Here is a 22,070-nt window from a genome sequence, read left to right as displayed (position 1 = left end):
ACCTTATCTTTCTAAAAAGTCGTTCTGACAAAGCAGATCTTACGCAGAAAGACGTTTACGACCTTTGGCCCTACGACTTGAAATAACCTTGCGACCGCCAACAGTAGCCATACGTGCACGAAAACCGTGGCGATGTTTACGAACAATTTTGGAAGGTTGATAGGTACGCTTCACGAAATTTCTCCTTAAAAATATTGCAAATTGTATTTATTCCAGAATAAGCCATCAAAGGTCAACAGAATAATAACTCTTAAAAAGCTGTTTATAATCTGATTATGGGAAATCGTCAATCAAACTCAATAGCCATAAAATGTTTTTTATGATATTTTAAGAGAATTACTCAATATATATAATGCTTGAAAATGACATTTCATAAAAATCAATTCCATTTATGCAAAAATTTATTAAATTATGTTGTCTATTTGCTTGAAGGCGTTTTGGTTTATTTAATTTTAATGTTACTCTATAAATACAATTTAGATATAAAGCTGATTTTGCTATCTGGTTGCCTGATTTTTTGTGCAACTCTTTTTCTAATGAATTTCTTGTTTCAATCGCAAATATATAAAGTTAAAAACAATCATTATCGACAACTTTCACTTTTAAGACATGATGTTAAGGGCTTGTTATCACCAGCCTTATTACAGGCCGATCGCATCATCCTCAATAAGTCTGCTGATAAAAAAATTATTCAATCAGCAGAATCAATCGCCAGTTCTATTGAAAAAACTTCTGATTATCTAAATTCCACAAAAAAGATTGATAATTTATTCTAATTATTTTGAATGAGTTCAATTTTGTAACCGTCTGGATCCTCCACAAAAGCTATGAATGTTTTCCCAAATTTAACGGGTCCTGGTTCACGAGTAATTTTGCCACCCGATTGTCTAATTTTCTCAACCAATTGGGTAACATCATCAACACCAAAAGCAAGATGACCAAATCCTGTTCCCACATTATAGGGCGTTTCACTTCCCCAATTATAGGTCAGTTCGAGTTCTGCCCCACCTTTGTCATTACCTTGATAGGCCATATAAACCAATGTATACTTACCCTCTGGCACATCCTTACGACGCACTTCATGAAGCCCCAGTGTTTTATAAAATGAAATGGACTTGTCAAGATCGAAAACCCGAAGCATTGTATGTAAAAACATTGACATTCAATTTTCCTTACGCAAATATTTTTGTTCAAATGTCACAGGATTATAGCTTAACAGAAACAGGCCTTTTTGATTTGCAATTGCAACCATTTCGTCTTTGTGGATTAATAACGTTCCCTCTGCCTCGAAGGCGATACCTCTTAATCCGGAATAATGGGCATTATATACCGTTTTTGGACCAATGGTTGGCATATCGGCTTTTCGTTCCTGATTCGGTTTGACCTGTTTGATCAAAATGCCGCCCAAACCTGGTTGCTGACAGTCTTTCGCCCGTTTTAACATGGCATCAGTTCCTTCCATGGCTTCTACAGCAATAACCAATTCATTTTGAACAATACAAGCCTGTCCAATATCAAGCTCTCCTATAACTTTATTAATTTTAATTCCTTTAGCAATATCCTGTAAAGCCAATTTATCTGGAATAACATCTCCTAAAATTCCCTCATATACAGGCTGTAAAAATTCATGAGCTCCTCGTACCGTAAACCCTTCCTCATTTAGCACACGAACAAGGGAGGCAAGCAATCCATCATCTCCAGCAAAAAGGGCCTTACCTATTTTTCCTAATATTCTTACCCCTTCCGGGTCTGGACGAAGATCAAAAAACGATGGTCGTTTCACTGGTCCAATCAAGACAAGTTCTTTACAATTATTCTGGCGTAAAATATTTAGAATATGTCCTGCAGCGGCTAATCTTACATATTCATGTGGCCAAGAGCTGACAATATGAGGTTCTGCAAAATCCTTAAAAGCCACAATAAAAATAGAATATCCTTTTTTCTTTGCAGCTTCTGCAACCTTTCCTGGCAAAGGTCCTCCTCCTGCCAAGATACCTAAAACAGGCTGTTGTCGGTTTTTATCCATCTAATATTTAATCATCATTTTCAGAAGAGGAAATCATGCGTCCAACTTTAACCAATCCACGTCGGCTCGGATTCTGAATAAAATCCAGTATTTCCTTTACACGCTCAATATGTCCATATTTTTCGTGCACTAATTTCAACCGTTCATCAAAAACCATTTCTTGTTCATTTTCTTTCGGGAAAAGAATTCGATAAACGCCTCTTAAAGCATGCAACTCCTGATTTTTAACCCCATTTCGTTTCAGCCAAATCCAATGCATTCCCACCAAACGGGCCCGATTACCTATTACACTACCGTAGGGTATGACATCAGATTCAACTCCTGTTACACCCCCTACCAAGGCCCCTCTACCAATTCTTACGAATTGATGAATAGCTGCACATCCCATAATTCGGGCATCATCATCTATGTGAACATGCCCCCCTAGGACAACATTGTTCACAATGATCACTCTATCTCCTAAATAGCAATCATGTGCAATATGAGAGTTAACCATTATCAGACAATCGGAACCTACGCGGGTCACCCCATTTCCGATAGCTGTTCCGCGATGAATTGTCACTTGTTCCCGAACAATGGTACGGGCACCAATGATACAGCTTGTCAACTCACCTTTATATTTCAAATCTTGCGGGGCCAGACCAATTGTAGAGAATGGATAATAGACTGAATCTTTACCCAAAACAGTTTTTCCCTCGACAATGACATTTGCTATAAGTTTTGCACCATCTTCAACAACAACATCATCACCAACAATACACCATGGACCAATATGTATTCCCTGTCCCAACTTAGCTTTTTCAGACACAATTGCCGATGGATGGATATAACAATCACGAGAGGAACGATTTTTTTGTATATTTTTTGTCAGAGTTTCCTCCATCCCCTTAAAAAACTTTAAAACAACTCAATACTTATAATTATGATAAAATTAAGTTTATATTTTAAATATTTCCATAAATGAATTTTTAGCCAACAATCATGGCACTGAAAATTGCCTCAGCCACTGAAACTCCATTAACTTTTGCTATACCGCGAAATTTCCAGACATTTGCACGGTTACGTTCTTTTTCCACATGAATATGCAATTGATCCCCTGGAACAACCGGCTTTCTGAATTTCGCGCTATCCACAGTCATAAAATATACGAGTTTACCTTCGAATTCACTTCCAAGTGTTTTTACGACCAAAACCGCTGCTGTCTGAGCCATAGCTTCAATTATTAAAACACCAGGCATAACAGGATGTCCCGGAAAATGCCCAATAAAAAACTGATCATTTACCGTAACATTCTTAATCCCTGTTGCAGAGCTTCCCAATTTTACATCGACTACACGATCAATAAGCAAAAATGGATATCGATGTGGAATAGCCTTCATTATTCCCTCGATATCAATAACAGATATATCGATTTCACTATTTATTGTATCTGATTGAACTGTAGAATTTTCTAGATTTTTATTCACGTTTTCAAACCATTATAAGAACGAAAAAATTAATTATTATTGCAAAACAAGAATGTTCATTCTTTTTCTTTTGAAGACGACTTAACAAGACGCCTTAAAAAAGCAACATTTCTGAAAAACTCTCGAAAAGGCATTGCCGGACTACCAATTACATCAGATTTAGCATCAATATCCGACATTACTCCACATTGTGCACCTATTCGGGCATGTTCCCCAATATGGATATGTCCAATCAAACCTGCCTGTGCAGCAATTGTAACGAAATCCTCCAATCGGGTCGAGCCGGATATTCCAGCCTGGGCTACCACAATGCAGCATTTTCCCATTTGGACATTATGTCCGATTTGAACTAGATTATCTATTCTCGATCCCTCACCAATAACCGTATCTCTTACCGATCCCCGATCAATTGTTGAGTTAGAACCAATTTCAACATCGTCTTTCAGGATAACTTTACCAATTTGAGGCACACTTAAAAAACCATGTTCACTAATGGCAAAACCAAATCCATCCTGTCCTATCCTAACTCCTGGATATAATGTAATTCTATTCCCCAAAATTGCACAGCTCAAAGAAACATGACTTCCAATTCGACAGTTTTCACCAATTTCCACACCCTGTTCAATGACAGTATGTGACCCAATAATTGAACCCTTTCCAATTTTCACGTTTGCCTTTATCACTACAAATTCCTGGATTTCAACTTCATCATCAATCTGGGCAGTTGAGTCAATACAGGCAGAAGAATGAATACCGGCTTGAACCGAACTTTTAGGATAAAACAAAGATGCTATTCTCGCCCATTCCAAATACGGGTTTTTTGTTACCAATGCATGAGAATGATGGGGTATTTTATCTGCAAAAGCAGGTGAAACAATTATTAATCCGGCTTTTGTTTGAGATAGCAAGTCAATATATCGTTTATTATCAAGAAAACTAACCTCATTTTGCGTGGCTGATTGCAAAGGTGCAATTCCCATTAAATCAAAAGATTTATCTCGACCATTGTATGCTGGAACAAATTTGGCTTCAGAAGTCCCAATAATCTGTTCCAAGGCAATAGGCGCAGACTTTTTAAAAAAACGAGAATCACCAGGACAATTATTAATCGTATTCAGATTCACTTTATAATAACACCTGATTTTATTAATTATTTGGTTGTTTTCTTTGGTTCAACCGCTTTGGTCTGAGATTTTTGAGGTTCAGGATTCGCTGTTGTTGGCATTGTTCCACTTTTTGCCAATTCTTCAGGATCGACATTTGCCGCAGGCACAAAAACAGATGGTAGATTTTTATTAAGCTCTTTTAAAACATCATTTGTAATATCAAGCTCATTAACGCTTAATGCGACTTGTTCACGATGTAGTACCAAATTCATATTATGACTGGAAGCCACATTCTGAATAATCTGAATCAATTCACGTTCAATCTGTCCAAAAGAAACTTGTGCCGCCTCTTGAATAATTCTGCTTCGATTGCGAAAATCCTTTTGTGCCTTTAAAACACGTGCCTGTAACTGACGTGCACGCGATTGAATTTGTTCAGAAGTCATTGTTCTAGCTTTTGCCTGAATTTGCTGCTGTTCCGAACGCCAAACTTTTTGTTCTTTTTGAACATCCTGTTGCAAATTGTCCCTACGAGCTTCCAATAATTTTGAGGCTTCAAGATAAGCGGTTGATTGACGCATAACATCCGGAACACTGATTACCCCAATTACAGCCTGTGGTGGTGGATTGGATTTTGCAATAGGGGCTGGTGTCGGAATTGGTGGTAATGGCAAAACAGGCTGATTTTGATTCTGCATATCGGTTTCATCGGAATCATCCGTGTCAGGAACAGAAGCAACCGGTACAGCTTTACTAACATTAGCAGTGGAATGCTTTACTGTTTTTGACGTATTGATAACAGGTTTTGTCTGGCTCCCTTTAGGAATGAACCATCCATTATTCTCGTCTGCGGCATGGACAGAATTATTAAATCCAGAAAATGAAGGAATAATCATTAACCCTGTCACTGCCAAAAAAAGCTTTAAATTTTTTGCCATTATAAATCCTTAAAACTGTTGTCCAAAACCAAACCTTAATAGTTGTACCCGGTCACGTCTCTGTTTGACAATAGGTATACCAACATCAACATTCAACATACCGAAAGGACTTTTCCATGAGATACCAGCACCAGTACTTACACGCGGTGTCATTGAATTTCCCCAAATCGGTGTATAACGATCTCCATCAGTCGCTTTATTGGTATAACGGCGTTTGACACGCATTCCTCCCAAAGCACCCATATCCACAAAATAACGACCCATTAAACCCAGATCACGTGAAGCGGGCATGGGAAAATTAATTTGTGCTGAAGCCGTGTACATGAAACGACCTCCCAGGAAATCTTCTTCACCATGGGATTTACCCTCAACCACATGACTGATTGGATGGGTTCTTGGTCCAACTCCACCATCATAGAAACCACGCAAATTGTTACCACCAAGATAAAAGTTATCAATAACGCTTCTATGATTATGTCCTGAAATATCGCTTATATACCCTGCACCACCACTGATACTCAATGTCCAATCACGATTACCGGTAAAATCATCCAGGGGGAAATACTGGGCAGCATCAATTTTACCGCGAACATATTTCGTGTCACCACCGACACCAGCAAAATCTCCACCCAGGCGAACCAAGGTTCCACTGTGAGGATTCATTCTCGAATCTCTCGTGTCATAAGTAATCGTCGTACCAATTTGCGACAAGAATGAATAGCCTTTTTGATCAAGAATATAGAAAGATGAGTGGCTCCAAATATCATGAACCCTTCTTTCCATAATCGAATATGTCCATTGCTGTGACAGAACGTTATTAAACGCGTATCCGATACGGAAAGTTGCGCCATACCTGTTTTCGGCATAGTTCTGATAAGTCTGATAATTATTTTCAAGATAGAATATATCAATTCCCGCAACCATATTTTTACCCAGAAAATATGGATCTGTTATCGAAAAATCAGCTTGTCGAGCATAATAGGCCATCGTACCGTTAATTCCCGCATCAACCCCTGTTCCAAGGAAATTACGCTGCCTTAACCCTATATTTCCCAACACACCGGAATCCGTGGAATATCCTCCCCCTAGTGAGAATTCACCTGTTGGTTTTTCCTGAACATTTACAGAAACCATTCGTTTATCAGGAGCGGAACCTTTACTTTTTTCTACTTTGACAGTTTTGAAATATCCCAAATCCTCAACTGATTGCTTTATATATTTTTCGGTTGTATCAGTAAAAGGATCATTTTCAGCTATAGGCAACTCACGACGGATAACCTTATCCTGAGTCACCGTATTACCGTTAATGTCTATTCTCTCAACATAAACCCTCGGCCCTTCCATAACATCAAAAAGCAGATCAACAATCTTTTTTTCCGGGTTACGCGCAATTTCAGGTCTTACCACGGCAAAAGGATGCCCCTGTGACTGCAATGTCTCCTGAATATCTTTAGCTAAGTCATCAATTTCCTTGCCATCATAGATTTGCCCTTTACGTATTGGAATCATCCGTTGAACTTTTTCAGCTGTCACATTTTCAACATTTGAACGGGCATCAACCTTACCCAGACGATATTGAGGCCCCTCTTCCATTGTATAGGTGATGTAAAAAGATTTATGGTCAGATGATAATTCACCCGTAGCATTGATCATTTTGAAATCGACATAACCGTTACGTAAATAAAATCTTCGAATCAATTCCGCATCATAACGGACACGTTCCGGATTATACTGATCGGAAGAGGAAAAGAATCGATACCACGCAGCTTCTTTTGAAGAGGTTACCTGACTTAAACGTGCCTCACTGAATGCATGGTTACCAACAAAAGTAAGTTTTTTAATTAAAGTTTTAGGACCCTCATCAATTCTAAAAACAACATCAATACGATTATGAGACAGGTTGATAATTTGTGGCGTAACAGTTACTGAATAACGTCCTTTTGCACCATACATGGCTAGGATACGCTGACGATCAGAAGCAATCAGTGAAGGGGAATAAACAGAACGCGCCCTCAAGGAAGTGTATTTTTGAATATCTGTATCCTTGAGTTTGGAATTACCCTCATAAGCTACACGATTGATAATCGGATTCTCTATAACCTTGATTTGTAACGTACTGCCGGAACGATGCAGGCTTATATCTTTGAATAAACCTGTGGCATAAAGTGTTTTTAAAGAACGATCCAATAAATCCTTATTAAATGGATCACCTGGTTGAGCCAGCATATAAGAAAGAACTGTCGGGGTTTCAACTCGATCATTTCCATATACTTCAATTGATTGGATAATGCCGCCCTGTTTCGTTATTTGATTATCAACAGAACGCTTTTTATTACGGGATTTTTTTATAGAACTTCGACGATAATCCGCTTTTTTATGATGAGATGCATAGGAAGTTTTACTTGTTGTTTGAGCATGTAACGATACGCACATAAAAGGAAATATGCATACAGAAGCAAACAACGCCGAACGTTTACCGGACAAATCAGCCACCCTTTATTACCAAAACAAATCCATTCAATTCAATATCACAAGAAATACAACAATTAAATCAAATTTTATTTCTTAAACTAAAGGGGTAACGATTTTTAATCCTTTTTACAAGTTTTTGATTACAGAAATTGAATAGAATTTATTTACTGTGGCTTGTAAACCAGCTTATCAAACCTAATTGTGATATATCGTTATATGTTGAAAATAAAAAAAGCAACAAAATCAATCCGAAACCGATTTGAAATGCCCATGCCTGAATTTTTTTATGCACAGGTTTACGATATACAGCTTCAATAACATAAAATAATAACCGTCCTCCATCCAACATTGGAATCGGAAACAAATTTATAAGGCCTAAATTAATGGATAAGACTGCCATCATTAAGATTAATTGATCAAAACCTTTTTCAGCAACTTGACCAGAAATCTGGGCTATTTTTATTGGTCCGCCCAGTTCACTCAAGGAACGTTGTCTGGTAACCATCTGCCCCAGTCCAATAACAGTGTCAGCGGTTATATTCCATGTTTCTCGGAATGCATATACGACAGAATCTTCGATTGACAATCGATGTTTTTCAACAAAAATTCTGCCCATGACAATCCCCAACTGCCCTACTGATTTATGGTCAATTAATTTTGAACTAATTGTGATCGGCAATGAAACTTCCTTACCTTCTCTCTTCACAATCACCGTTGTCATCATTCCCGGATGCTTTTTCGCAAATAAAGCCAGGGATTGAGCATCAGGATTTTTATATCTGTCAATTTGAATAATAATATCATTGGGCTTCATACCAGCTTGGCTGGCAGCACTATTGGGAACAATATTTTCCACCACTGGTTTAATAAAAGGTTTACCTGAAATTGCGAATACACCGGCAAACAGGATCACGGCTAAAACAAAATTAAAAAAAGGTCCTGCAAAAATAACGATTGAACGATCCATTACAGGTTTTGCATGAAATGTCTTCCCAGGAATCCAATTTGCTTTTTGTTCATCCGTGGCATCTTCCGGATCTTCAAATCCATGCGGTTTTACGTAACCACCCAACGGAATAGGACATAATCGCCATTCGGTTCCAACCTTATCACGCCATTTATATAGCGGTTTGCCAAAACCAATTGAAAATACGTCGACATGAACCCCACGCCAACGTGCAGCCAAATAATGACCAAGTTCATGAATGAATACAAGCACTCCTAATACAAATATGAAAGAGATAATTGTTACTATAAACGCATGCATCCAGTCTTACCCTATATTTCTTAGATTAGTTATTGTAATTGTTCAGCCACTCTTTTGCGCAACGACGAGCTTCCATATCCCAATGCAACACATCTTCTAGTGAATTCGCCGTCGGTGCACCAAGTTTTTGCATGACGGTTTCAACTAGAACCGCTATATGGAGAAAACGAATTTTTTCATGAAGAAATGCATCAACTGCCACTTCATTGGCTGCTGATAGAATGGTTGGCGCACATTTACCAGCTTTCAAGGATTCACGCGCCAATCTTAAAGCTGGAAATCTTGTTTCGTCAGGTGCTTCAAAATCCAACTTTCCTGCCTTGGCAAGATTCAATCGTTCAACATTTGAATACATTCTCTTCGGCCACGCCAGAGTATGAGCAATTGGAATTCTCATATCTGGAGAACCAAGTTGCGCCAAGATACTTCCATCTTCATATTGTACCATACTGTGTACAATAGATTGGGGGTGGATTAAAACATCAATTTTATTCTCGCTTACGGAAAACAACCTAGCCGCCTCAATAATTTCCAATCCTTTATTAAACATTGTTGCTGAATCAATGGTAATCTTGGCACCCATCGTCCATGTCGGATGTTTTAAAGCCTGATCTAGTGAAACATTTTTCATCTCTTCAAGGGAAAATTTTCGAAATGGCCCACCAGAGGCGGTTAGAATGATTTTTTCAATTGCATTATATTGTTTGTCCGCCATTGACTGAAAAACAGCATTATGCTCGGAATCAACAGGAAGTAATGTCGCGCCAGCCTTTTTCACGGCCTTTAACATCACATCTCCAGCTGAAACCAAGGCCTCTTTGTTAGCCAAGGCAACATAACGACCGTTTTTAACGGCGGCCAAAGTTGGTTCCAAGCCAATGGCACCAGTAATAGCCGCCATTGTCCAATCAACAGGAATAGCTGCCGCTTCCAAGACAGCCTGACGCCCTCCCATTACCTTTACAGGGAAAGAATTCAGCAATTCTTTCAATTCTGGTAAAAATTGATCATCTGCAATAACAGCATATTCAGCATTAAGCCTAATTGCCTGTTCAGCAAGTCTTTTAAAATTCTTGCCCCCAATCAAGGCAACCGTTTTGAACGCCTGGGGATCTTGCAACAAGAGATCAACTGTCGAACACCCAATACTTCCTGTACAACCCAATATTGAAACCGTCTTCATTTCCTGAAAATCCTCATCATGTCCAAAACCAGAATGCTCCCTTTATTATTTAAACAAATATAAAGGTATATTAGGTTTTATATTAAATATTAATTGATTATTAGCTAGCGATCCACCATTCCATTTGACACCCTCTATTTCAGATGGCAGGAAGAAAGTAAGAAGAGCGACCAAAATTGATACTGTCAACAAAGCATCGCAACGATCCAGAACCCCTCCATGTCCCGGAATGATTTTGCCTGAATCTTTAACACCTAAAATACGTTTAAGTTTACTTTCAAGCAAATCACCAATTTGCGCCATAATACCGATAAGAACACTCAAAACACATCCGATAAGATAGGAATGTCCTATTCCTTGATTCAAATATCCAATGATACAGGCGCCGATGCACCCGGCACCAATCAATCCGCCTATAGCCCCCGACCAGGTTTTGCCAGGAGAGACAGAAGGAATGAGTTTGGGTCCACCAACAAGCTTTCCAACAAGATAGGCACAACTGTCACTTGCAATAACAACCGAAACAATCCAGATGATCATCCAGGTTTGAAAGCCTGTCATAAATCGTAGCCATAATAAAGATAAACCAGCGCCACCGATAATCACTGATCCCAACCATAATTGTGGTCCAAAGATAAAGGCAAATCCCAATATGATATAAAGCGATTGTGTCCACATCCCTTCAAGGGCGGCGCAATAGGCTATAACGGGCCAAAATAAAAACAGGCACCCCTTAAAATTTTTATAACTAATTTTAAAAAGATTTTCCCATTCATATACCATTACGATACTTATAATGGAAATCATACCGATGTAATACCATTCACCCCATACAATACAAATCAAAGCAGCAGGAACAATAATCACTGCAGAAACAATTCGTACAGGCAAATCCTGCCAGGAAGCTTGCTGATTATTATTCACTATCTTCTAATCCCGGTCTGGCACCAAAACGTCGTTCCCGACGAATATAAATATCTATAACCCTATCAAAATCCTCTTTGTCAAAATCTGGCCAAAGCGTATCAATGAAAATTAATTCAGCATAAGCGGCCTGCCATAAAAGAAAATTCGATAATCTGCTTTCACCACTTGTTCGTAAAATAAGATCTGGATCTGGTATATCTGCCGTAAAAAGATATGATGCAAATAAATCTTCCGTTATGTCCCGTGAATCAAGCAACTTGTCAACCCGATCCTGACAAATTCTTTTAACTGCCTGAATAACCTCTCCTCTCCCTCCATAGGAAAGAGCCAAAGTCAGGACAAGCGCATCATTATTCTTTGTCAAATATTCCACTGCATGCAAATCGTTTTGAAGATTTTGGTCAAAACGTGTAATATCACCGATTATACGAATACGAATATTCTGCTTATGAAGCTTTTTAACTTCGCTTTTAAGGTAAAATTTCAAGAGGCCGGTTAAATCTGATACTTCCTCTGGTGTTCTTTGCCAATTTTCAGAAGAAAACGCATAAAGAGTCAACCATCTTATCTTTTTTTCAATAGCAAATTCTATACTGCGTTTGACCGCCTGTGCACCTGCACGATGTCCGGCAATTCTCGGCAATCCTCTTGCAGCCGCCCAACGACTGTTGCCATCCATAATGATCGCAACATGTTGGGGTATTTCACAATCATCCATTGTTGATGATATTTTGACATTATCATGAACAGTAGGTAAAACCATTAATTATCAACCTGATGTTTATGATCTATACCTGTTTAATGTCACGTTCTTTTTCAGCAAAAACCTCATCAATTTTATTGACATACTGATCTGTTATTTTCTGAATTTCATCAGACCAATCTTTTACATCATCTTGGCTGATTTCACCTTTTTTTTCAGCAGCTTTGGTTTTGTCCATTCCATCACGACGAACACCCCTCACCGCAATTTTTGCATTTTCAGCATACCGGCTTGCAGCCTTAACCATTTCATTACGTCGCTCTTCGGTTAACTGTGGAATAGGCACTCTAATTAATTGCCCGTCAGGAATAGGATTCAATCCCAACCCACTTTCCCTTATCGCCTTGTCTACAGCGGATGCTAGCGTCTTGTCCCATACTTGAACAGATAACATTCGTGATTCTGGCGCTGTAATGGAAGCGACCTGAGTAATTGGTGTAATGCTTCCATAAGCATCAACGCGAATAGGCTCCAGCAAGGCCGGAGTTGCACGTCCCGAACGCAACCCTGCCAGATCATGCTTAAAAGATTCAATAGCACTCTGCATACGTCGTGTCAGATCCTGCTTTAAACTATTAATATCATCAACCACATCAACACCTTTTAAAATTATTAAGATTATTTAATTTATCTTTTACTTATGATTTGAAGAAGAAGCAACCACTCTGGTACAAACACCATTCCCCAATAACACATTTTCAAAATTGCCCTCTTTGTGTACATTAAACACTATCATTGGCAACTTATTATCCTGAGCCAGACTGAAAGCCGTCGCATCCATGATATTTAATTCCTTGATGAGAGCCTCAGAATAGGTGATTGTATCATATCTTTTGGCATCAGGATTGTTCTTGGGGTCGCTATCATAGACACCGTCAACCTGTGTACCTTTCAGCATAATATCACATCCCATCTCAATGGCTCGCAACGCTGCAGCTGTATCCGTAGTAAAATAGGGATTTCCCGTACCCGCCGCAAAAATAACCACCCGTCCCTGTTTTATATGTGAAATGGCCTTGTTTCTTACATAATTTTCTGCAATCTGAGGAATATCAATCGCCGACATGATACAGCTTTCAATATGATGCTGTTCCAAAACATTATGCAAAACAATTGCGTTAATCACTGTAGCCAGCATTCCAGCATAATCACCATGAACACGATCTATTCCCTTGGAGGCTGCAGTCATGCCACGAAAAATATTGCCACCACCGATTACCAAACAAACTTCCACACCAGACTTAACAACATTGGCGATATCGCTTACAATAGCGTTTGCAATTTTTGGATCGATACCATAACTACCTTCACCCAGTAAAGCCTCACCTGAAATTTTCAATAAAACTCGTTTAGGAACAATTTTTTCTGAAGAAACCATTATAAATTCACATTGTAAATAAAGTTTTTTTAAGTGGTTAAAGATATTATATCAGCCATTAAAATTTTGAAAGAATGAAAATAAATTTTAATTGATTAACAAACAATGCTTACCCTATGAAAGATCAAGCCCTATGGCTTTTAATCGATTATTTTCACTATCCCAATTCTTTCTTTCCTTAACTGTTAAAAAAACGTGACATGGCCGTTCCAATAAACGAGAAAGTTCTTTTCGGGCCCGTTCACCGATCATTCGTATTTTTTGTCCTTGATGCCCAATTATAATCGCTTTGTGATTGGGTTTAGAGACATATATTACCAAATCAACCCGTATTGAATGATCAGATTTTTCTTTGAAACTTTCTGTTTCAACGGTTATTGCATAAGGAATTTCTTCATGAGTCTTCATAAAAATTTGTTCACGCACCAACTCGGCAGCAAGCAACCGGTCTGGCAAATTGGTCAAATCATCATCTGGATATAGCCATGGCCCTTCAGGAACCTCTTTTGCCAGTGCTTCCATTAAATCATTTACACCATTCCCCTTTTTCGCACTCACCATAAAACTACGTTCTATTGAAAGTAAACTATTAACCTGATCTGCAAGAGGTAACAGTTTCTGGGGGATAATTTTATCAATTTTATTTAATACCAACCAAATACGGCGGCTAGTTTCCTTCAATTTTTGAATTATAAGGTTAATCTCTTCATTTAATCCATTATGTGCATCCAGAATAAAAAGAGTTATATCTGAATCCACCGCACCGGTCCAGGCATTTGAAACCATCAATTCGTCCAGACGTCTTTTAGGCTTAAATATACCTGGTGTATCGACCAAAAGAATTTGAGATTGCTGATACATAACAATTCCCAATATCCTCATTCTTGTTGTTTGTGCCTTGGGGCTGACAATTGACAATTTCGCCCCTACCATTTGATTTAACAAAGTTGATTTACCAGCATTTGGCGCGCCTATTAATGCAACAAAACCGCAACGCATCACTTATTACCCTGTCTCTTGATTTTATTAACCTTATTTAGTTTGCCCAGCAAATCCTTGGCTGCCGCACTCTGTGCACTTCTTTTGCTTCCCCCTTTACCTTGTCCCTCCATATTTTGTGCCTTGACGTTTATAATAAATACAGGCGTATGGGACGGACCCTCTTGGGAAACCAATTCATATACTGGTAAAGGCAATCCTCTTGTCAACAGCCATTCTTGCAATGCTGTTTTTGAATCTTTGGGAGGCAGCGCCTGCGCTTTCATAATATCAACCCATAATTTACGGACGAATTTTCTGACAGGTTCAAGTCCTCCATCAAGATACATCGCCCCCAAAATAGCCTCTACAGCATCAGCCAGAACACTTTCGGTATAATTGACCCCGGCTTTTTCTTCATGTAATGCAACATGAATACTGTTATGAATTTCAAGTTTTGATGCTATTTTTGCCAAAACTGTTTTGGACACAAGATTGGCATGACGAGGTCCAAGATCACCTTCCTGCTCATCCGGAAAACGTTCCAATAACCATTCCGCCATCACCAATCCTAAAACACGGTCACCAATAAACTCCAACCGTTCATTTGACCGGGCTCTTTTCCTTTTTTTATGTGCATATTTTTGTTCATACACTGCGGAACGATGGGTTAAAGCCTTTCGGAACAATGACTTTTTTACAAATTCATATCCCAGTTTATTTTCAAGTTCTTTTTCAGAAGAATTCAGGGAGTTAATAGTTATTTTTGTCATTTTACCGCTTTAAACAATCTATCCCAACGTATTTCAACTGGCCAATACCAAAATTGCCAAACTGGATGCTGACTATCATAAGAATAAAAAATAAACTGCACTTTCCCGATTAAGTGATCAATTGGGACATATCCAAGATAATCTGGCGAATTAGGATCTGTGAATCGACTGTCCGCACTATGTTCACGATTATCACCCATAGCGAAAAAATGTCCCTGAGGCACCTTGTAGATAACAGTATTATTTACGTTTAATTCCCCATTCCATAAATAGGGAGATTGTTCATATTCATCAAAATCTTTTTGCAGAATATCGTGTTTAACAATTTTACTATTGGCTGGTAGGAATTCAGTAAATCGATGATCCACTTCAACAGGAACAGAAGAATTCTCTTTATAGTGATATTCTCCTCTAAATTGACGTTCAACGGCCTTGCCATTTACGTATAAAACACTATTTTTTACCTGAACAGTGTCTCCCGGCAAACCGATAATTCTTTTTACGTAGTAATCGTAGGGAGGCTTAGTACTTCTGAAAACAGCTACATCTCCTCTTTTCGGAGCTTTATACCATAGCCTGCCTTTAAGATCCGGATGATAGAAAGGTAAGGAATAGCGAGAATACCCATAACTGTATTTACTAACAAAAATATAATCCCCAACCAGAAGGGTCGGGATCATTGAACCAGATGGGATATTGCAGGGCTCGAATAGTAAAATGCGTATAACAAGAATAATAAGACCACCCCAAAAGATAGTAGAAATCAATTCCTTGATCTGATGCCATATTGAATCATGTTTTTCATTATTTCCTGTATCTTTTACAGGTTTATTTATCTTATCCTGATTATTTTCCATATAAACAATCTATCTTGTTAAATTCCTAATAGGTGCCCGATTTAGATGCGGTATTTCAAAGTTTCACGATCACTGTTCATTTACGGTATTCATTGGAAGCATTTCAATAATAACTTGCGCAAATGCATAAGGATATTCATCACTCATGGTCAGTAAAATATTCGTTTTTTTATTTTTATCAATTAATTTTTGTAAAGATCTGAAAGCGCCATTATATAATCTTAATGTTGGTTTACCTTTTTCGTTATTGACAATTTCAATATCCTTGTAAAAAACCTCTTCTGTAAATCCCGTACCCAATGCCTTGGCACAGGCCTCCTTTGCTGCCCACCGCTTGGCATAAGTCCCAGACTTAAGTTTGTCTGATCGCATTTCAGCCTTTTTTATCTCTTTATCAGTAAATATACGATGAAGAAAACGTTCCTTATGGTGTGTAATGACTTTTTCGATACGACGAATGTCACATAAATCTGACCCAATACCAATAATCACTTTATTTCTCCATTAATCATGAACATGATCGTTCAACATGGACAATCCCCTTGACCATTTGCAAACCATTGATAACCTGATTTAAATGTGTAAGGTCTTTAACTTCCACATCCAAAAGAATTTCGATGAAATCCATATGTCGGTTAACAATTTTCAAATTTATCAAAGAGCCATCATACTGAACAATACGATTGGCAATAGTTGCCAGAATGACGTTGTCGTTTTCCGCCACAATTTTAATACGCGCTGTATAATTTTTCTGTCTATTCACCTGGTTTAATATATCATAGTCCCAATCCAGACTCATAAAACGTTCTGGGGTAGCAGAAAAACTGTTTAATGTTGAACATTCCTTGCGATGAATAGTGATCCCCTTGCCTGTTGCAACAATACCAACAATGGCATCATCGGGAATTGGATGACAGCAACCCGCAAAATGAACCACAATTCCCTTATCCATACCTTTCAATGGGGAAGAGAATTTATGATCGTCTTTATTTTTATTTTGGCTAATACGGCCTTTATCGCTTAACCCGGGCACAAAACGAGGGGCACGTTTAATAGGTTTTAATTCTGGGTAAGCAACATATACTATATCTTTGGCAGAAATATTATCGCTACCCACCGCTATATATAATTCATCAAGAGAGGTTTGTTTAAAATTCTTTAAAACAGTTTCAAGAATTTTTTGTGATCCATCAACACCTTCCTGCCGAAAAGCCTTAGCCAACGCAACACGTCCAGCTTCCATTTTCAATTCTTTTTGTTGATTACTTACAAAATGACGAATTCGAGCTCTGGCTTTTCCAGTAACTACAAATCTTTCCCAGGATGGAGAAGGGTTACCTTCCCGTGCAGTCATAATTTCCACTTGATCACCATTTTTTAATTTTTGGCGCAAGGGAATAAGTCGTCCATTCACTTTTGCACCAACACAACGATCCCCAACCTGACTATGAACCGCATAGGCAAAGTCGACAGGTGTCGCTCCTCTTGGTAGCTGGATCAATTCCCCTTTCGGTGTAAAACAAAAAACGAGATCCTGATATAATTCCAGCTTCGTATTTTCCAAAAATTCATCTGGAGCTGTTGAATCTTCAAGAATTTCAAGAAGATCCTGAACCCAGCGTAATTTTTTCATCTTGGCAGCAATGCCAATAACCTGGTCATTATTTTTACTGTTTTTGTTAATAATCGGCAGCTGCTTATATATCCAATGAGACGCAACACCATTTTCAGCAATATCATGCATCTCTCTTGTACGGATTTGAATTTCAATTTTCTGATTGCGAGGAAAACGCAAGGTTACCCCCGTATGAATACTCTGATAACCATTGGCCTTGGGCGCTGAAATATAGTCTTTAAAACGTCCGGCTACAACAGGGTAATGACTATGCACTATACCAAGGGCTGTATAACAATCCTCTTTGGTTTCAACCACAATTCGAAATGCCATTATGTCGGAAAGCTGTTCAAAGGTAACCTGCCTTCGCTGCATTTTTTCCCAAATAGAGTAACAAGATTTTTCCCTTCCCGTTACCTCGACCTGCTTCAACCCACCCTTTTGGCAGATTGCCTTAAGCTCGGCACAGACTTCCTCAATAATATCTGCACCCTGTCCACGCAAGAAATTTAAACGCGCTTTAATAGAAGCATCTGCCTCAGGTTCCAAAACAGAAAATGCAATATTTTGCAATTCCCTTTTCACATTATCCATTCCGATACGTTCGGCCAATGGCGCGTAAATATCCATTGTTTCACGAGCAATACGCTGCCTACGATCCAGTCTTTGAACATAGTGTAAAGTACGCATGTTATGCAGACGATCAGCAAGCTTGACAATCAATACACGTATATCCTTGGACATCGCCAAGACAAGTTTACGAAAATTTTCAGCTTGTTTTGTCTTATCAGATTGTAATTCAAGCCTTGTCAGTTTGGTAACGCCATCCACCAAATCTGCAACAACCTTGCTGAATTCTTTTTCTATAAATTCTCGGGTAATTTCTGTATCTTCTATCGTATCATGCAAAAGACCTGTTACGATAGAGGCAATGTCAACTTTCATATGAGCCAAAATATTTGCCACAGCCAAAGGATGTGTAATATATGGGGCCCCATTGTCACGATACTGTTTCTCGTGTGCTTGAACAGAAATTCTAAAAGCTTTCTCTACACAAGCAACATTCGCCTCCGGCTCATATTTCCGAATACGATCAATTAATCCAGCGCAATCAATTTGATTGCTTTCACTCAAGGCTATGGGAAAGCTAATATTTTCCACTTACAATCCAAAAATTAAATGACACTCTTATTTAATTTTATAGATTATAAAACTGAAAAATAAAATTAAATTATTCCTCTTTATTTTCAGAAGCCATGCGACGACGATCCAATTCATGCATGATCTGATTAATGTTCTCAAAGGAATTTGTCGGTTTGGCCTGCTCTTCCTCGATTGAAACATCTTGAAGGCCAAAGATATTTTTTTCCGCCGGGATCAGATCTGCAACCTCCTCCTCCACTGGTTCAGGTTCAGGAGCACGAGTCAGGGTACGGATAATATCATTTTTAATTGTTGCAAGATCAATTTTTTCATCTGCAATTTCTCTTAGGGCAACCACTGGATTTTTATCATTGTCACGATCTATAGTTAACGCCTCACCTCTTGAAATGTTGCGTGCTCGTTGTGAAGCATAAAGCACCAATTCAAAACGATTAGGAATTTTTTCAACACAATCTTCTACAGTAACGCGTGCCATTCAAATTAATCTCCAGATTCAAAAGGATTTCACCAATATCATATTTTTATCAAGAAATCAAATATAAGGTTCAATACCCTGATCAGGTGGTAGTTCTGATATTAATTCATCAAGTGATTTCTTGCTTTCGGGATGAACCCAATTTGGCAATACATCTCTTAAGGGATATAAAACAAAAGCCCTTAAATGTGCCCGGGGATGCGGCACGATCAATCGTGATGAATCTTTGATGATTTTGTCATGATATGCGATTATATCGAGGTCAAGCGGGCGAGATTCATTTATCTTTTGACGTATTCTACCTGCTTTGTCCTCCAAATCATTTAAAATTGACAGTAAATCCTCGCATGGAATTTGACTATCAAATAATATGACACCATTTATATATAAAGGTTGAGATGACGGCGGAATTGGTGTAGTTTGGTACATTGGAGAAACGACCATGGAGGTATCATTAAGTTTTTTACCCAAATAATAAAATGCTTTTTGACACATTTCATAAGGGTTGTCTCCCCATACTCCTGGAAGGTTGCTTCCGACTGAAATAATAATCATAGTTTTGTAATAATTACCTAAATAAATAAATTTACATCACAAGGATACAAAATATCTCGCCTTTTAATGTAAAATTGATATAACCTATAAAATGTTGATATAACTGATAAAACAAATTATGTATAACGATTTTTATTCTTATTTAACTCCTGCTTTCAAAAATTTTAAGGTGCTTATAAATGTTTCTTAAAAATAATGAAAAGGTCTGCTTATTTATCGATGGAGCAAACCTTTATTCCGCATCACGCAATCTGAATTTTGATGTCGATTACAGAAATTTACTCAATTTTTTTAAAAAACAATGTAACGTCATTCGTGCCTATTATTATTCTGCCGTCCTAGATACAGAAGAATATTCTCCATTAAAACCCCTGACTGACTGGTTGGCCTATAATGGATTTCTTCTGGTTACCAAGAATGCCCGTGAATTTACAGACCAAAATGGTCGGCGACGGGTAAAAGGAAGCATGGATATTGAATTGGCTGTCGATATGATGGAAATCGCTCCAAAAATTGATCATGCCATATTATTCAGTGGTGATGCCGATTTACGACGCCTTGTTGAATCCGTTCAACGACAGGGGGTACGTGTTTCTGTCGTATCTTCTATCAAAACCAACCCACCCATGATTGGTGATGAATTAAGAAGACAAGCCGATCAATTTATTGAATTAACAAGCATTGCACCCGAGTTCACTCGACGGCCAAATGAAGCCCAACAATAACTATACATAATCTTTATATCCAATTTTATTACAGTCTATTTTTTCAAAAAATATTTAATTTCATGATAAATTTAACACCTGACATAAATTGTAGCATTTGTCCTCGTCTTAAAAATTTTAGAGAAGAAAATAAAGAAAAATTTCCCACAGGCTGGAATGCACCTGTTCCAACCTGGGGGAATATTGATTCAGAATTACTTATTGTTGGTCTAGCTCCGGGATTAAAAGGGGCAAACTTGACCGGGCGTCCTTTCACGGGAGATTATGCAGGCATTTTACTCTACAATACTCTTATCAAATACAAATTTGCCTCTGGAACCTATCAGGCTGATCCCAATGATAGTTTGACCCTGATCAATTGTAAAATCTTAAATGCCGTTCGTTGCGTACCACCTCAAAATAAACCCACAACGCAAGAGGAAAAAAACTGTCGCCCTTATTTGAAATCAGCAATTGAAAATATGATGAATTTAAAAATTATTTTGGCGTTAGGTGTAATTGCACATAAAAATATTTTGTCATGTTTTAACATTTCGAATTCTAAAGTGAAATTCAAGCATGGACAATATATTCAACTAAATAAAAAAATATCGCTAGTCGACAGCTATCATGTATCAAAATACAATACGAGTACCAGATTATTAACAACGGAAATGTTTGAAAATTTGATAGAATCTATTCACGTCAAACTTGATTAGGATTACTTTCTCTTTTTTAAAAAAAATTGAAAAATAATTATCAAGATCATTATTACAACTAATAATCCATAAACAAATAACGGGAATATTCCAAGAGCCATCTCTACTGTCATAACTTAAATTCTACAGTTTTTTACAAGTTATAATATTTTCTAAATAAAATAACCCATTTCAATTAAAATAAAAAATTTTGTTTCTAAAAATTGCAATAGATTTTGCTGATATTTTTATCTACTCATTTTATTTAAAATATTCAAATATACTCTTTAATTTTATTAAATAAATACCTTTATTAAAAGAAAACAAATATAACTAAATTAAAACTACAAACAACCTTTATAAAACAAAACACAAATCTTATACTTACACTATGATAGGAAATACTATGCCTTCTAAAATAAATGTAAGAGATATCCCCGTACAAAACATTAATTGTGGAAATATCATTTTTTATCTTGATCAACTATGGAAGGTCATAAAAATAAGATATTCCCTTAAAAATTCATGCATCAATTTTCATGCCATAAGACAAATCAATAATACAGACACAACATCTCTTGAAAATATAGACAAGGATATTATCCAATTGCAAAGAGTTCCCGAGGCTTCCATCACAATTGTTGAAAATACCTAACTTATTACTTATCAGCCATCTGAATTCTTTTTTATATATAAATGTTTCATTATTATTATAATTATTATTT

25 protein-coding genes are annotated in these 22,070 nt (G+C 37.6%); 4 read left to right on the top strand and 21 right to left on the bottom strand.

Features of this window, described 5'->3' with window-relative positions; genetic code table 11:
* Window positions 1-39 precede the first annotated feature (39 nt).
* A complete protein-coding gene (gene rpmH / locus H3R33_RS02820; protein WP_110438144.1) occupies window positions 40-174 on the bottom strand; it encodes a 50S ribosomal protein L34 in 135 nt (44 codons plus the stop codon).
* Between the two features lie 371 nt (window positions 175-545).
* On the opposite strand from rpmH, the gene H3R33_RS02815 reads away from it, so the two are divergent.
* Window positions 546-776, top strand: a complete 231-nt coding sequence (locus tag H3R33_RS02815) for a hypothetical protein (protein ID WP_155565578.1) — start codon at window positions 546-548, stop codon at window positions 774-776.
* Here the strand turns inward: H3R33_RS02815 and gloA are convergent.
* From gloA to folK, 20 genes are all read right to left on the bottom strand, one after another.
* Window positions 773-1,162 carry a lactoylglutathione lyase gene (gene gloA / locus H3R33_RS02810; protein ID WP_198185240.1) on the bottom strand — a complete coding sequence of 130 codons (390 nt, stop codon included), beginning with the start codon at window positions 1,160-1,162 and terminating at the stop codon, window positions 773-775. The two genes, H3R33_RS02815 and gloA, sit on opposite strands and share 4 nt — an antisense overlap.
* On the bottom strand, window positions 1,163-2,026 hold the full coding sequence (locus H3R33_RS02805; RefSeq protein ID WP_155569347.1) for an LpxI family protein: 864 nt from the start codon (window positions 2,024-2,026) through the stop codon (window positions 1,163-1,165). It lies immediately after the preceding gene.
* A 7-nt stretch (window positions 2,027-2,033) separates the two neighbouring features.
* Window positions 2,034-2,909 carry an acyl-ACP--UDP-N-acetylglucosamine O-acyltransferase gene (lpxA, locus tag H3R33_RS02800; protein WP_198185239.1) on the bottom strand — a complete coding sequence of 292 codons (876 nt, stop codon included), beginning with the start codon at window positions 2,907-2,909 and terminating at the stop codon, window positions 2,034-2,036.
* An 85-nt stretch (window positions 2,910-2,994) separates the two neighbouring features.
* Window positions 2,995-3,450 carry a 3-hydroxyacyl-ACP dehydratase FabZ gene (gene fabZ, locus H3R33_RS02795; RefSeq protein ID WP_347400847.1) on the bottom strand — a complete coding sequence of 152 codons (456 nt, stop codon included), beginning with the start codon at window positions 3,448-3,450 and terminating at the stop codon, window positions 2,995-2,997.
* Window positions 3,451-3,548: 98 nt separating this feature from the next.
* A complete protein-coding gene (gene lpxD / locus H3R33_RS02790) occupies window positions 3,549-4,616 on the bottom strand; it encodes a UDP-3-O-(3-hydroxymyristoyl)glucosamine N-acyltransferase (protein WP_110438150.1) in 1,068 nt (355 codons plus the stop codon).
* Window positions 4,617-4,642: 26 nt separating this feature from the next.
* The gene (locus H3R33_RS02785; protein WP_232342192.1) at window positions 4,643-5,536 is read right to left on the bottom strand and encodes an OmpH family outer membrane protein; all 894 of its coding nucleotides are present in this window, start codon (window positions 5,534-5,536) and stop codon (window positions 4,643-4,645) included.
* Between the two features lie 9 nt (window positions 5,537-5,545).
* Entirely contained in the window at window positions 5,546-7,969 is a 2,424-nt protein-coding gene (gene bamA, locus H3R33_RS02780; RefSeq protein WP_198185367.1) for an outer membrane protein assembly factor BamA, read from the bottom strand.
* 199 nt (window positions 7,970-8,168) lie between these two features.
* On the bottom strand, window positions 8,169-9,275 hold the full coding sequence (gene rseP, locus H3R33_RS02775; protein ID WP_198185238.1) for an RIP metalloprotease RseP: 1,107 nt from the start codon (window positions 9,273-9,275) through the stop codon (window positions 8,169-8,171).
* Window positions 9,276-9,300: 25 nt separating this feature from the next.
* Window positions 9,301-10,458: a 1-deoxy-D-xylulose-5-phosphate reductoisomerase gene (dxr, locus tag H3R33_RS02770; RefSeq protein ID WP_198185237.1), complete on the bottom strand. Its 1,158-nt coding sequence runs from the start codon at window positions 10,456-10,458 to the stop codon at window positions 9,301-9,303.
* Window positions 10,459-10,503: 45 nt separating this feature from the next.
* Window positions 10,504-11,382 (bottom strand): phosphatidate cytidylyltransferase, encoded by an 879-nt coding sequence (locus tag H3R33_RS02765; RefSeq protein WP_198185236.1) that lies wholly within the window; start codon window positions 11,380-11,382, stop codon window positions 10,504-10,506.
* Window positions 11,375-12,148, bottom strand: coding sequence for an isoprenyl transferase (locus H3R33_RS02760; RefSeq protein ID WP_232342191.1), 774 nt, complete (start codon window positions 12,146-12,148; stop codon window positions 11,375-11,377). The genes H3R33_RS02765 and H3R33_RS02760 overlap by 8 nt, the downstream gene beginning before the upstream one ends.
* Before the next feature lie 25 nt (window positions 12,149-12,173).
* The gene (gene frr, locus H3R33_RS02755; protein ID WP_155565942.1) at window positions 12,174-12,695 is read right to left on the bottom strand and encodes a ribosome recycling factor; all 522 of its coding nucleotides are present in this window, start codon (window positions 12,693-12,695) and stop codon (window positions 12,174-12,176) included.
* Window positions 12,696-12,782: 87 nt separating this feature from the next.
* Complete coding sequence (gene pyrH, locus H3R33_RS02750) at window positions 12,783-13,526, bottom strand: UMP kinase (protein ID WP_198185234.1); 744 nt, start codon at window positions 13,524-13,526, stop codon at window positions 12,783-12,785.
* Between the two features lie 114 nt (window positions 13,527-13,640).
* Entirely contained in the window at window positions 13,641-14,525 is an 885-nt protein-coding gene (era, locus tag H3R33_RS02745) for a GTPase Era (RefSeq protein WP_198185233.1), read from the bottom strand.
* Window positions 14,525-15,277, bottom strand: a complete 753-nt coding sequence (gene rnc / locus H3R33_RS02740; protein WP_198185232.1) for a ribonuclease III — start codon at window positions 15,275-15,277, stop codon at window positions 14,525-14,527. The genes era and rnc overlap by 1 nt, the downstream gene beginning before the upstream one ends.
* The gene (gene lepB / locus H3R33_RS02735; protein WP_155565588.1) at window positions 15,274-16,134 is read right to left on the bottom strand and encodes a signal peptidase I; all 861 of its coding nucleotides are present in this window, start codon (window positions 16,132-16,134) and stop codon (window positions 15,274-15,276) included. The genes rnc and lepB overlap by 4 nt, the downstream gene beginning before the upstream one ends.
* Window positions 16,135-16,203: 69 nt before the next feature.
* Window positions 16,204-16,626, bottom strand: a complete 423-nt coding sequence (gene acpS, locus H3R33_RS02730) for a holo-ACP synthase (protein ID WP_122123716.1) — start codon at window positions 16,624-16,626, stop codon at window positions 16,204-16,206.
* A 16-nt stretch (window positions 16,627-16,642) separates the two neighbouring features.
* Window positions 16,643-18,910, bottom strand: coding sequence for a bifunctional (p)ppGpp synthetase/guanosine-3',5'-bis(diphosphate) 3'-pyrophosphohydrolase (locus tag H3R33_RS02725; protein WP_110438162.1), 2,268 nt, complete (start codon window positions 18,908-18,910; stop codon window positions 16,643-16,645).
* A 70-nt stretch (window positions 18,911-18,980) separates the two neighbouring features.
* A complete protein-coding gene (rpoZ, locus tag H3R33_RS02720; protein WP_110438163.1) occupies window positions 18,981-19,388 on the bottom strand; it encodes a DNA-directed RNA polymerase subunit omega in 408 nt (135 codons plus the stop codon).
* A 57-nt stretch (window positions 19,389-19,445) separates the two neighbouring features.
* A complete protein-coding gene (folK, locus tag H3R33_RS02715; RefSeq protein WP_198185231.1) occupies window positions 19,446-19,943 on the bottom strand; it encodes a 2-amino-4-hydroxy-6-hydroxymethyldihydropteridine diphosphokinase in 498 nt (165 codons plus the stop codon).
* A gap of 179 nt (window positions 19,944-20,122) precedes the next feature.
* Between folK and H3R33_RS02710 the strand changes: the two genes are divergently transcribed.
* The 3 genes from H3R33_RS02710 to H3R33_RS02700 all read left to right on the top strand — a co-directional run bounded on the left by H3R33_RS02710 (window position 20,123) and on the right by H3R33_RS02700 (window position 22,000).
* Entirely contained in the window at window positions 20,123-20,668 is a 546-nt protein-coding gene (locus tag H3R33_RS02710) for an NYN domain-containing protein (RefSeq protein WP_110438165.1), read from the top strand.
* A gap of 62 nt (window positions 20,669-20,730) precedes the next feature.
* Window positions 20,731-21,366 carry a uracil-DNA glycosylase gene (locus tag H3R33_RS02705; protein ID WP_198185230.1) on the top strand — a complete coding sequence of 212 codons (636 nt, stop codon included), beginning with the start codon at window positions 20,731-20,733 and terminating at the stop codon, window positions 21,364-21,366.
* A gap of 385 nt (window positions 21,367-21,751) precedes the next feature.
* Window positions 21,752-22,000, top strand: coding sequence for a hypothetical protein (locus tag H3R33_RS02700; protein WP_110438167.1), 249 nt, complete (start codon window positions 21,752-21,754; stop codon window positions 21,998-22,000).
* Window positions 22,001-22,070 lie beyond the last annotated feature (70 nt).

It is taken from the genome of Commensalibacter sp. B14384M2, assembly GCF_016101865.1.
In the GTDB taxonomy this organism is placed as follows: Bacteria; Pseudomonadota; Alphaproteobacteria; order Acetobacterales; family Acetobacteraceae; genus Commensalibacter; species Commensalibacter melissae.
Note: the sequence above shows the minus strand (reverse complement) of the source record. Positions and strands in the feature narration are given on the sequence as shown.